Here is an 11,768-nt window from a genome sequence, read left to right as displayed (position 1 = left end):
GGTTTTTTGATAAAAATACACAAAAACCCCGAATCATGGGGCTTTTTTTAAGTGTCCATGATTCGGGGTACAGTTCAAAGGCACCGAAATGGTGCTTTTTTTATTAGTTTTGTTTTATTGGCTGAGAAATTTCATTTGTTTTTCTATTTTTACGGAAGAAGCATATAGCAATACTTATAAGAATAATTGTAGCTACAATCCAAACAAATGGACCATATTTTTCAGCAAAAGTATATAGTTTCATGTTGCTGGCAATGTCCTCTTTTGTTTTTCCTATTAGAATTTCAGAGCCACTATAACCTTCAAGTGTATCTCCTTTTTTTATGCCAAAAATAAGAACGTCTGATTTGTTTTCTATTCCGGTGTATCGGTATCCTTTACCTTTAATTGTTAATTGGGTATCATTCTTTTTTAGTGAATAGTCTTCGGCAGAAATATCTTTGCCTGACAGTGTAATTGGTTCCATTGAGAAACGGATTTCTTTTAAGGCAGGAAGAGTCTCATTGTTTAGTAAGAGTTGCTTTGCAATATGCTGCTCAGTATTAATGTTTATCCAATTTGCTTTTCGTCGTTTATATGTATTAATTTCAAGGAGTGCGAATTCTTTATTTTGAAGTTTTTCCTCTGTAATAGGTTGCGCGGTAGTTAATGTTCCTTTTAATAAAATCACACCGTCTTTTGCAGATTGGAAGGAAGCGGTTTCCTTTGTTTTCTTTAATGTATTGATAGTCCCTTTATAATCCTCTTTTCCTAAAAGAACAGCTCCTGTATGTACGGTTAAAATAAGATATAGGATGCTTAATACGATAATAGCTTTTTTCACTATTTCCCCTCCAAAGTATGTATAATTAAATTATAACATAATTTACCATATTGAATTTATTAATTTGAATAAAAAGTTGCAGACGTAAAAGTAATAAATAAATTAAGAGAAGTGTAGATGAGAGGAGTAAAAATGAAAAAGAAATACAGTTGTAAGAAAGGTGTACAACTGTATTTAAAGTGGATAAAATATTTTCTTCATAATGTAATGGTTGTTTTATATCCCTTTTTTTTCTTAATTTCACCATATTTCATGTGTAGGCTAAATAAAAGGATAGGAATTACAACAATTTATAGAGAAACATAGAGTAGAGGGGGGATATGATGAAAAGAAAACATATTTCTTATTTAATTATAAATCCGCTAATTATTTTTCTTGTTTATGCCCTTTCACCTATATTGTTTGATAAAGAAGTATATACAAGTATGAGAGATGCATTTGGAATACTTACGTTCTACTATGTGTTAATGGGTGGTTATTACTTTATTGACTTTTTAAGTAAAAAAATCAATAAAAATGATAAAGAAAAAATCGATGGAGGACAACAAAATGACTGAAAGTGAAATGAAATTCAGGGATACAACTATTCGTAACTTTTTCGATAAAGAGGACCGTCTAAAATCGATTCCAGGTCAAAAGAAGAAAAAACTAGTATTGTTAGAGTATTTAATTAGCAAATTAAACGTTGAAAATCAGTATACGGAAAAAGAAATCAATGCATTCATCAAACAATATCATGACGATTTTTGTACGATTAGACGCGAGTTTATTGTGCAGGGGTTTATGGATCGCGAGGATAATATGTATCGTATAAATGAAAGAGAAGTTTGGACGAAGTGGGAGGAGTTAAAATGAAAAGCTCTGTTATTGAAAACAGAGCTTCTTATTATTTATTTGGTTGCAATATTTTAAAATCGTAGGCGTAAATGGATTTACCACCTTTAACTGATGTAACAATTTGATCCATGTCTTTGATTGTAGTAGTTTTAATTTTTTTACCGGTTGTTAGAGAGTATGTTTCTATAGAATATTTATGTTCTTGTTTTTCATTATAACGTAATACATATAATTGATCGTCTTCAAAATATGTTTGTTCATTATATCTAACGCCATCGGTTACATGGTAATCAATTTTGAATTTAAGATTGACTGCATTTGTTTCTGTATTAAAAGTTATGACATCACCTAGTCCATTTATAAAAAATAATTCATTGTTATGTAGATAAGCGGAATTATTTTTTGTAAATGGTATGGAAGCTGTGGAATTCTCCTCGGAAGAAAGTAAAATTAAATCTTGTTTTAATGATTTTTTATCAATGCGTAATAAATATACTTTTCCTTTAATTGAATTATCATTCTCAATTAAAATCGTATAATAAAAATTTGAGTCACTTAAAATAGATGAGTAACTAGAATACGACATGTTTTTATCAAGATTAATTGTTGTAACATCTTCAAGATGCATAGTTGAATCATTAAATAATAATTTTTTTAAACTATGCTCATTTTTATCTATATCTTGAGTTAAAACTAAAACTTCATCTGTATTAACGCCAGAACTAATAAGATAATGAGGGATATTTCCTTTATGAATTTGCTTTTGATTACCATACATTACATTTGAATCATAATTGCCAGTAGTGGAGTTACTGCCTGAATTGTAAATGTTAACAAATAAGTCTTGTTTTTTTAAATATATCCTTTGATCTCCTGTATGTTGGTATTTCATTTTATAATTTTTAAAATCTTCTCCAATAAATTTAATATTATCTTTACTTTCTAGTACGATTTCTTTTTTGTTATCAGACACACCTATTCCGCCGAGTTCTAAACCATTCATTTTATATCCATGTGCTTTTTCGTTTTTATCGATGAATATCGCATAACTAATCCCGTTGCCATCCATATCTTGGTCGGCGGTAGAAGAGAGATATATGACAGCTTGTTTATCTTTTAAAAAATCCTTTTTTTCAATATCTTCTTCAGATATCGAATTTACAGTACTGTTTCTAAAGAAGAAAAAATAGATGAGTGCTGCAATTAAAATTACACTTAAAATAAGAATAATTATTTTTTTCACTGTTATGAGCTCCTTTTATAAGAAGAAGTGCAACAACTATAGTTGTTGCACTTCTTCTTCAGTATTAAATATTACGAATTGTTGAGGTTTGTTTTGCGTCACGAACATCTCGTGGATATACACCAGCACCGCCATCTTTATCTAAATCTAGTCCGCCATGAAGTTTATAAGCCGACCAAATTAATTTAGAACAGTTTTTAGCTCCATAATGGGTTGTACTTCTATTTGTAGCAAAATTATAAGAATATGAATCTTTACCTACACGATCTTTTGCCCACCATGCCGCATCATTTTTGTTTTGCCAAGATGTATTTACGGATTTTACTACCGCATCTCCTTTATCTACTTTACGGGATGTAGTACTAATTGTACGAACGCCATCACCTGGTACAGATTCAACAATTGTATTTGAACTATAATACATACCAACATGTCCATGATTTAAGTATGCAGTGTATGAACCCGTATAGAAGAAATCCCCCATATTGCTATTCCCTACTGAAACTGTACCACCACTAGCTCCTAAAGTATTCATTTTTTTACTTGCTTCTTTTTTGCCTTGTTCTTCATCTGCTTTTAGCTCTTTATAAATCTGTTCAGAAACAGCTTCTTTTGTATTCCCAGTGTTGTTTGCTAATTCATTAATACTAGATATTAGCTCTTGTGTACTTACATCGGGCTGCATTTTTTTGATTTCATTTAAGTAAGGTAAATCATCACTTTTTGCCAGAGAAGCAGTAGGTACAATCACAGTAGAAGTTAGTAACCCTATTGTTAATGTTAATGCATGTAGCTTTTTCATAATCCATCCCCTTTGTGCAATTTATTTTTTCGGGAATTTTACCTGTATTTTATTTAAATGGTAAAATTATCCTTAATGATAAGTGATAGTTTTATAGCTGTAAATCGTATTTTAGTAATTAATTGTTGAGAAAGTTTGGCTTGTAATAGGTTTGAAAAATAAGGTTATTATGTTTTTAAGTGTAGATATAATACAGTTTGTGTGAATATTTGTCTAAGGAATTAAAGGAGGGAATGATTATGGCGGGCTTTATAAAAATTATTCTTTAGTCATACCATTTGTTATAATACGTGATATTCGTAATTTGTTATATTCCCTACGTTTTTTTGTTGAGAAATAAAAATAGTACTTTATTTGAACTTTCACTTTCAGTAATGTATATAATTGTCTCAATTCAGTTTTTCAACGAGGGTTCTTACAAATTAGTAGCTTACTTTGTATAGTTCCATTTTAATAGTCATGATTAAAAAGATAGCCAGGTAAATATCTGAGCCATCTTTAAAACATTTTATTCTTCCTCCCACTATATTGGTGGGAGGATTCCATTTTCCCTTTATGAGAAATTATGAAATTGCGTTCTCTAATCGCTCTTTTTGGCGCAGATGATGTGCAAAATGCATAAAAATAAGCTGGAACCATTCTGCTGCATGTAAGTAACCAAGCCCAGGATGTTCGACTTTACAATCACTTGGAATAGAAGAAAGTGTTGGCTCAATGTCTTTAACAATTGTAATTAATTCTAGAAGCTGTTTCTGTACGTCTTCTTTATTAGCTGGGTTTTCAGGCGTATATCCAGGATGATCTGGTAATTTGATTTTTATGTCTGGGAAAGCCCCCATCATATATACCTTTTCTCCCATATCTGTTTTCTTGTTAGTTACAGAAGGTAATTCAGTTCTGCATTTCGCGATTGCATCTAACTGCATGCGTGTAGCTGAAATTAAGTGATTATACATTTGACCGAGAGACCATTCCTCAGCAGAAGGTTTGATCCTAAATTGTTCTATAGAGTACCTTTCTAATTCGTCTATGTAATACGTTGCTAATTCCTCAAATTTCTTCATATTGTTAACTCCCTTTTATGAAAATGTATTTGTTAATACCTAATATAAAGGATGGCTACTGACAACATTATGTCAGTAGTGAAATTAAAGTTTTAACATTTTTTTTGCTTCATCACGAATTTTTTCAGAAAGAATTTTTGGTTCAAGTACGTGCACTTGGCTTCCCCAGCTCAATACCCATTGAAACACTTCATCTATGTTTCTAGATTTCAAAAAGACGTGAAAATAGTTATCTCTATGTTCATATGAATCTATAAAAAAATATCGTGATTCAATAATTTTATGTGCAATATGGGAGGGGAATAATAAATGAATCATCACAGTACGGTTGCTTTCAGGCTGATATTCTTGCAAAGAAAAGTCTTCGGGTTTTGTAAAGAATTCTTGTTCTTGCTGTAATTTCTCCATTCGATCTAAGCGGAAATTACGTATTTGTTTTCTAAGTAAACAGTAGGCAACGATGTACCAAATCCCTGAAATATTGACTAAGCCGTAAGGATGAACGGTCCGCTTTATTTTTGTAGTTTCTCTCGGTTTCCGATAAGAAAAAGAGATAGCTTGTTCTTTTTGAATAGATTCTTGCAATAGAAGAAGTTGATTTTCTAGTTTTTCTTGTTCAGATTGCTGATGTGAAAATATAGGAGAAAGGAAACGAAAAGTTTCTCGTAATTCCTGGGCTTTCTTTTGTTGATCAGCAGGGAGAACAATTTCAAGTTTCTCTTTTGCTGATCGTGCATGTACAGAAAAAGAAGAAGTGAAAGTTTTCTCGATATAATCACCGCCTAGTAAAAGGGTAACAGCCTCTTCAGGCGTAAGCTGAATGGGGGGCAAGAAATAACCATCTATTAATGAATAGCCGTGGCCGGGCATGGCGAAAATTGGGACGCCACATTCACTAAGTGCATCCATATCTCGATAAATCGTTCTTATACTTGTCTCAAATTTTTCAGCTAAGCTTTGTGCGGTAACAGTTTGTCTTCTTTGTAATTCAATTAATATGACTAATAAACGATCTGTCCGATTCATGAAATATCACCCTCTATCTTTAATAAATATGCCTCCTGTAAACTTCTAAAACGAATATAAATTCCCCTCCCATTAACATACTTTTCCCTATGTATAATATTAATATAGTAAAATCATAAGAAGCCGTATTGCAGTTTCCAATAATATACTATATAATCAATTTAAGAAAACGTTTTCATGCAAAGGGGGAGAATTTCGTGTCGACTATAGAGGACGTGGCGAAATTAGCGGGGTTATCAAGGACAACGGTTTCTAGGGTGATTAATAATCATCCATATGTTTCAGATGAGAAGAAAAAAAGGGTTCAATTAGCAATGAAGCATTTAGGCTTCGTTCCTAATTCTGCGGCGAGAAGGCTTCGTAAACAAAAAACAGAAACAATTGCGGTGCTAGTTCCAAGGATTACAAATCCTTTCTTCAGTAGATTTATTGAAGCAATCGAGATTGCTGCTTCTGAGCATAAATATAAACTGATTATTTGTCAAACAAGATATTTACCGGAAAAAGAGATGGAGTATTTACAATTATTATCTACGAAGCAAGTAGATGGGATTATTCTATGTTCACTAGAAAATCCGTGGGAAGATGTAGAGCCATACTTACAACACGGTCCAATCGTGTTATGTAATGAATATATTGAGGAAGCAAATATTCCAACAGTGAAGTTTGATCATGCGCAAGGAGCATACATAGCTGCTAAGCATGTGTTAGAACAAGGATATCGTAATCTTATTTTTTGCCGTGGAAACGAAACCAAAGTCGTTAGTCAACAGCGAAAAATGGGCTTTTTACGTGCCATAACGGAGAAGAGCCGCCAAGTAGAAGCGATTGATTTTCTTGAAAACGCTTTCTCTTGGGAAGATGGAAAACGAATATTCCATGAAGTATTAAAGGACAAAAAAAATCCTACCGCGATTTTGGCAGGAGGCGATGAGGTAGCAGCTGGAATTATCTCAGAGGCGAAGCGCCATGACTGGAGTATTCCAGATGATCTCGCTGTTATCGGTTTTGATAATCAAATTTTATCACAGATTACAGAGCCAGGTATTACGACAATTGAACAGCCAATCGATGAGATGGCCCGAAAAGTTGTCGACCTGATGATGGATAAAATCCATACGAAAAATTATCGAAAAAAAGAATTGTATGAGTTTGAACTGGAGCTCTTGGTGAAAGGTTCAACGATGAAGGATACGATGTTATTAGCCTAGTAGACTATGTCTGCTAGGTTTTTTTATGCTCACAAACTACTATTCTTCGTGAACGCAGTCATCACATTTGTTATGGTATGCTTCGTGCTGCTCATCAATTTCTTTCCCGCAGTGCGCACAAGTTTTCGTCGGTAAATTTCTGAAAAACTCCATTGGTTGATCGATCATGTCAATTCCTCCATTTCCATTTCTTACTATCATTGTATTAGTACAAAAAACAAAAGTCAATAACTGTTTTATAACAAAATTGAAAATTAATGAAAAAGTTTAGGAAATGGATTATAGTTAACAATGTAGGATGTAAGTAAAACATGCATTTCTACTCGGTTTTAGAAAGGATGGATACATATGAAAATGACTGTTGTCGGCTTTTGGGGCGGCTTTCCAGAAGCGGGAGAAGCAACGTCGGGGTATTTGTTTGAACACGATGGTTTTCGTTTACTTGTAGACTGTGGTAGTGGTGTACTAGCACAGCTTCAAAAATATATAACGCCATCTGATATAGATGCAGTTGTACTTTCGCACTACCATCACGATCATGTTGCAGATATTGGGGTATTGCAATATGCGAGATTAATTACGAGTGCGACAAAAGGACAACTACCGGAGTTACCAATATACGGTCATACGTTTGATGAGAGTGGATTCCATTCTTTAACGCATGAACCGCATACGAAAGGAATCGCGTACAATCCAGAAGAAACACTTCAAGTTGGACCGTTCTCGATCTCATTCTTAAAAACTGTTCATCCTGTTACATGCTTTGCGATGCGTATTACAGCAGGTAATGACGCTGTAGTATATAGCGCAGATTCCAGTTATATTCCTGAATTTATTCCATTCACGAAAGATGCTGATCTTTTCATTTGTGAGTGTAATATGTATGCACATCAAGAGGCTGCAAAAGCAGGGCATATGAATAGTACAGAAGTAGCAAGTATTGCGAAAGATGCGAATGTAAAAGAACTTTTATTAACGCACTTACCGCATACAGGCAATCCAGCTGATTTAGTAACAGAAGCAAAACAAATTTTCAGTGGCCATATTACGTTAGCGCATAGTGGCTACGTATGGAACTCATGAGGTGATACGATGTTATTTATTGATAATAAAGGAATTACAGATCCTAGAATAAACTTAGCAATTGAAGAATATTGTGTGAAGAATTTAGATATTAACGAAACGTATTTACTGTTCTACATTAACGAACCTTCTATTATCATTGGTAAAAACCAAAACACAGTAGAAGAAATTAATGCTGATTACGTAAAAGAAAAAGGGATTCATGTCGTTCGTCGTCTATCAGGCGGAGGCGCAGTATATCATGATTTAGGAAACTTAAACTTCAGCTTTATTACGAAAGATGATGGGGACAGTTTCAGTAACTTCAAAAAATTCACAGAGCCTGTAACGAAAGCGCTTGGTAAATTAGGTGTAAATGCAGAACTAAGTGGTCGTAACGACATTTTAGCTGAAGGTAGAAAAATTTCAGGTAACGCGCAGTTCTCAACGAAAGGTCGTATGTTCAGTCATGGTACGTTACTATTTGACTCTGAAATCGATCACGTCGTATCAGCACTGAAAGTAAAAATGGATAAGATCCAATCAAAAGGCATTAAATCAATCCGTAGCCGCGTTGCGAATATTACAGAGTTCCTGAACGAAGAAATGACGACAGAAGAGTTTAGACAACTTCTTCTAGAAACAATTTTCGAAGGGGAAACAGAAATTCCAACGTATGAATTAACAGAAGAAGATTGGAAAGAAATCCATAAACTTTCTGAAGAGCGCTACCAAAATTGGGATTGGAACTACGGAAAATCTCCGAAGTTCAACTTACAACATTCACACCGCTTCCCAGTTGGACAAGTTGATGTTCGTCTTGAAGTGAAAAAAGGAACAGTAACAGAATGCAAAATTTACGGTGACTTCTTCGGTTCACTAGATGTGCATGATATTGAAGAACGTCTAACAGGCGTACAATTCGATAAAGATGCATTTACTGCAGCTTTAGAAGGTGTAGATATCGCACGCTACTTCGGTAATATTACAACAGAAGATTTCTTACATTTATTCTTCTAAAAATAAGGGGGGCTGCCGTAACGAGCAGCCTCTTTTTTTTGCGTAGATTGTCGCGTTTTGTCGGTAAGTCGATATATTTTAAAAATCGCTGATATATTTCGAGTTGCGGTCGATATATTTGGAAAATCGCTGATATAAATTGAGTTGCGCTGATATATGTGAAAAATCGCCGATATAATTTCATATACCATCAAATCACAAGACATTTGCCCCTCATAAAGGAATATATATTTAAAAGGAGGCGGATTGAAATGAAGAGGGTAATGTACGTTGTATTATTACTTAGCTTTGTCATTGGAATGACAGCTTGTAACGATGAAACGTCCTCAAGTCGCATACTTTTATCGATTGGAAAGCCAGCGAAAGATAATGTTATATATTTTACGCATACAGATAACAGACGAAAGATACAGGAAATACAAGACATGTTTCAAAATAAGAAGTGGAAAAGAAATGAAACATTCAGCACTGTGAATAAGACACCAGATGTCGTCTTTTCAATAGATGAAGACAATGCAGGGTTACCAACATTATATGTTACGGTCTATTTTCATGAAGATGGAGCGGACGTTCTTAACTTGTACGGGGAGTATACGAGTTTAAATAAACAAGAACTTGCAATGCTGAGAGAAAAGATGAGTGCATATTATCCTAAAATGATTTCTGGTCTAGTTTCATAAATTACTTGCAAACAAAATTCCCTTATCCTTCCAAAGTAAATGAAGAGAAAGTGATCTGTCTATATGCAGTTAATGGAATAACACTTGCCACTTTAATTTTCTTTTAATATAATTAATTTAGAATTTTTAAATATTCTAAATTTTATAAAGGTGGGGTTTGTGTGAATCTCGTTCAATCTTTGGCTGAAACGGCGAAAAAGAAGGGGGATAAACCGGCTTATATATTTATGGATCAGTCGGTCTCATATGACCAATTAAACAAAATGGTCACAAGGTTTTCTAGCAATTTAGCAGAAATGGGCATTGGAAAAGGGGACAATGTTGCATTAGTTGTTGGAAATTCACCACATTTTTTGGTCGGTTTATACGGAACAATGAAAGCGGGAGCAACTGTTATTCCAGTTAATCCAATTTATACAGCAGACGAAATGCATTACATTTTACAAAATGGAGATGTAAAAACAATCATCGTACTCGACGTCCTTCTACCTGTTATACAATCTCTTACAACAAGACTTCCTTCATTAGAAAACATCATCATATGCGAAACCTCATCAGATTTTAACCATACAGAAACTGAAAAAATGAAAACGTTTACTAGAATGATAGGGGCTGGAGATGTAACTTACGAAGGTCCTGAACTAGATGAAGAAGATGTAGCGGTTATTCTATACACTTCGGGCACAACTGGAAAACCGAAAGGTGCTATGTTAACTCATAAAAATTTATATAGTAATGCGAGTGATGTGGCATCGTATTTACAATATACGGCTGATGATCGCGTCGTTGCGGCACTGCCGATGTTCCACGTATTTTGTTTAACGGTGGCGGTGAATGCACCGATTGTGAATGGAGCAACGATTTTAATGTTACCGAAATTTAGCCCGAAAGAAGTATTCCGTATTTGTCGTACGTACGAACCGACGATTTTTGCTGGTGTACCGACGATGTACAATTATTTATATTTATTCGAAGAAGCGAGCGCGGAAGATGTGAAGACACTTCGCCTTTGTATTTCAGGTGGTGCTTCAATGCCAGTTGCTCTTCTGCAAAACTTTGAAAAACGTTTTGACGTTATCGTTTCAGAAGGATACGGTTTATCAGAAGCATCACCAGTTACTTGTTTTAATCCGCTTGATCGTCCGCGTAAACCAGGATCGATCGGTACAAATATTTGGCATGTAGAAAATAAAATTGTAAATGAACTTGGGGAAGAAGTACCTGTTGGAGCAGTTGGTGAATTAATTGTTCGCGGACCTAACGTTATGAAGGGATATTATAACGCGCCAGAAGATACAGCTGCGACATTAAAGGACGGCTGGTTGTATACAGGAGACTTAGCGAAGATGGATGAAGAAGGTTACTTCTATATCGTTGATCGTAAAAAAGATATCGTCCTAGTTGGCGGTTATAACGTATACCCTCGTGAAGTAGAGGAAGTATTGTATACACACGAGTCTGTAGCAGAAGTGGTCGTAATCGGCGTTCCAGATGAAAACTTAGGAGAAGCAGTGCGAGCTTACGTCGTTCTGAAACAAACGAACGTAACAGAAGAAGAACTGATGCATTACTGTACGTTACATTTAGCGAAATATAAAGTACCAAAGAGTATCGAGTTTTTAACAGAATTGCCGAAGAATACGACAGGTAAATTGCTGAGAAGAGCTTTGAGGGAAAAAGCGATGCAAGTTTAAAAATAGGGGCAACCATCTTTATGAAGATGGTTGCCTTTCTACTTTTTAGCATTGGTTAAGCTATGGTGCCATATATTTAAACCGTAATATGACTAATGTTGAAGAAATAAGGTGGAACTGTAATCAGTGAGGGACAATCCTCACTGATTTTTATTTAGGAAGAAAAAATAAAATCCAAGTTGACACATATGAATTGCAGAATTAAAATGAAAAGAAATCGAATAAAATGCATTAGAAGCTAATCAGATAAACTGAAGGCGCACAATGTTCACTTTTGTGAATATATTGTGTGCCTTTTTCTATTAT

The 11,768-nt window shown here is 34.4% G+C and carries 13 protein-coding genes; 7 read left to right on the top strand and 6 right to left on the bottom strand.

Translation table 11 applies throughout. From position 1 onward, the window contains the following. Nucleotides 1–103: 103 nt before the first annotated feature. Nucleotides 104–823: a hypothetical protein gene (locus PDK19_RS20915; RefSeq protein ID WP_000709153.1), complete on the bottom strand. Its 720-nt coding sequence runs from the start codon at nt 821–823 to the stop codon at nt 104–106. A gap of 320 nt (nt 824–1,143) precedes the next feature. Here PDK19_RS20915 and PDK19_RS20910 point away from each other — a divergent pair, with 320 nt between their 5' ends. Then, nucleotides 1,144–1,380, top strand: coding sequence for a hypothetical protein (locus PDK19_RS20910; RefSeq protein ID WP_029141072.1), 237 nt, complete (start codon nt 1,144–1,146; stop codon nt 1,378–1,380). Continuing rightward, nucleotides 1,373–1,678, top strand: a complete 306-nt coding sequence (locus PDK19_RS20905; protein ID WP_014893234.1) for a DUF2087 domain-containing protein — start codon at nt 1,373–1,375, stop codon at nt 1,676–1,678. The genes PDK19_RS20910 and PDK19_RS20905 overlap by 8 nt, the downstream gene beginning before the upstream one ends. 31 nt (nt 1,679–1,709) lie before the next feature. Here the strand turns inward: PDK19_RS20905 and PDK19_RS20900 are convergent, their stop codons facing one another. The 4 genes from PDK19_RS20900 to PDK19_RS20885 form a co-directional block, all read right to left on the bottom strand. Then, nucleotides 1,710–2,903, bottom strand: a complete 1,194-nt coding sequence (locus PDK19_RS20900; protein ID WP_000720213.1) for a hypothetical protein — start codon at nt 2,901–2,903, stop codon at nt 1,710–1,712. Nucleotides 2,904–2,967: 64 nt separating this feature from the next. Continuing rightward, nucleotides 2,968–3,705, bottom strand: a complete 738-nt coding sequence (locus PDK19_RS20895; protein WP_000733100.1) for a hypothetical protein — start codon at nt 3,703–3,705, stop codon at nt 2,968–2,970. Nucleotides 3,706–4,268: 563 nt separating this feature from the next. Continuing rightward, nucleotides 4,269–4,769: a DinB family protein gene (locus PDK19_RS20890; protein WP_000713013.1), complete on the bottom strand. Its 501-nt coding sequence runs from the start codon at nt 4,767–4,769 to the stop codon at nt 4,269–4,271. A gap of 84 nt (nt 4,770–4,853) precedes the next feature. Beyond that, nucleotides 4,854–5,795, bottom strand: coding sequence for a helix-turn-helix transcriptional regulator (locus PDK19_RS20885; RefSeq protein WP_001082276.1), 942 nt, complete (start codon nt 5,793–5,795; stop codon nt 4,854–4,856). A gap of 197 nt (nt 5,796–5,992) precedes the next feature. Between PDK19_RS20885 and PDK19_RS20880 the strand changes: the two genes are divergently transcribed. Beyond that, the gene (locus PDK19_RS20880; RefSeq protein WP_000103718.1) at nt 5,993–7,006 is read left to right on the top strand and encodes a LacI family DNA-binding transcriptional regulator; all 1,014 of its coding nucleotides are present in this window, start codon (nt 5,993–5,995) and stop codon (nt 7,004–7,006) included. A 39-nt stretch (nt 7,007–7,045) separates the two neighbouring features. Here the strand turns inward: PDK19_RS20880 and yhfH are convergent, their stop codons facing one another. Continuing rightward, on the bottom strand, nt 7,046–7,174 hold the full coding sequence (gene yhfH / locus PDK19_RS20875) for a protein YhfH (protein ID WP_000567010.1): 129 nt from the start codon (nt 7,172–7,174) through the stop codon (nt 7,046–7,048). Nucleotides 7,175–7,354: 180 nt separating this feature from the next. Between yhfH and PDK19_RS20870 the strand changes: the two genes are divergently transcribed. From PDK19_RS20870 to PDK19_RS20855, 4 genes are all read left to right on the top strand, one after another. Next, nucleotides 7,355–8,089 carry an MBL fold metallo-hydrolase gene (locus tag PDK19_RS20870; RefSeq protein ID WP_000784661.1) on the top strand — a complete coding sequence of 245 codons (735 nt, stop codon included), beginning with the start codon at nt 7,355–7,357 and terminating at the stop codon, nt 8,087–8,089. A gap of 9 nt (nt 8,090–8,098) precedes the next feature. Continuing rightward, nucleotides 8,099–9,088 (top strand): lipoate--protein ligase, encoded by a 990-nt coding sequence (locus PDK19_RS20865; RefSeq protein ID WP_000897255.1) that lies wholly within the window; start codon nt 8,099–8,101, stop codon nt 9,086–9,088. 251 nt (nt 9,089–9,339) lie between these two features. Continuing rightward, nucleotides 9,340–9,768: a hypothetical protein gene (locus PDK19_RS20860; RefSeq protein WP_014893233.1), complete on the top strand. Its 429-nt coding sequence runs from the start codon at nt 9,340–9,342 to the stop codon at nt 9,766–9,768. A 161-nt stretch (nt 9,769–9,929) separates the two neighbouring features. Then, nucleotides 9,930–11,462 carry a fatty acid--CoA ligase family protein gene (locus PDK19_RS20855; RefSeq protein ID WP_074567803.1) on the top strand — a complete coding sequence of 511 codons (1,533 nt, stop codon included), beginning with the start codon at nt 9,930–9,932 and terminating at the stop codon, nt 11,460–11,462. The last annotated feature ends 306 nt before the right edge of the window (nt 11,463–11,768 follow it).

Origin of the sequence: Bacillus cereus group sp. BcHK124 (assembly GCF_027712065.1) — a bacterium.
Lineage (GTDB): Bacteria > Bacillota > Bacilli > Bacillales > Bacillaceae_G > Bacillus_A > Bacillus_A pacificus.
The sequence above is the reverse complement of the archived record's forward strand: the minus strand, read 5'-3'. Positions and strand labels throughout refer to the sequence as shown.

What these genes read in the sequence shown, in the direction of transcription:
- PDK19_RS20910 (WP_029141072.1), top strand. Translation starts at nt 1,144, where the DNA reads ATGATGAAAAGAAAACATATTTCTTATTTAATTATAAATCCGCTAATT.
- PDK19_RS20905 (WP_014893234.1), top strand. Translation starts at nt 1,373, where the DNA reads ATGACTGAAAGTGAAATGAAATTCAGGGATACAACTATTCGTAACTTT.
- PDK19_RS20895 (WP_000733100.1), bottom strand. Translation starts at nt 3,705, where the DNA reads ATGAAAAAGCTACATGCATTAACATTAACAATAGGGTTACTAACTTCT.
- PDK19_RS20890 (WP_000713013.1), bottom strand. Translation starts at nt 4,769, where the DNA reads ATGAAGAAATTTGAGGAATTAGCAACGTATTACATAGACGAATTAGAA.
- PDK19_RS20885 (WP_001082276.1), bottom strand. Translation starts at nt 5,795, where the DNA reads ATGAATCGGACAGATCGTTTATTAGTCATATTAATTGAATTACAAAGA.
- yhfH (WP_000567010.1), bottom strand. Translation starts at nt 7,174, where the DNA reads ATGATCGATCAACCAATGGAGTTTTTCAGAAATTTACCGACGAAAACT.
- PDK19_RS20870 (WP_000784661.1), top strand. Translation starts at nt 7,355, where the DNA reads ATGAAAATGACTGTTGTCGGCTTTTGGGGCGGCTTTCCAGAAGCGGGA.
- PDK19_RS20865 (WP_000897255.1), top strand. Translation starts at nt 8,099, where the DNA reads ATGTTATTTATTGATAATAAAGGAATTACAGATCCTAGAATAAACTTA.
- PDK19_RS20860 (WP_014893233.1), top strand. Translation starts at nt 9,340, where the DNA reads ATGAAGAGGGTAATGTACGTTGTATTATTACTTAGCTTTGTCATTGGA.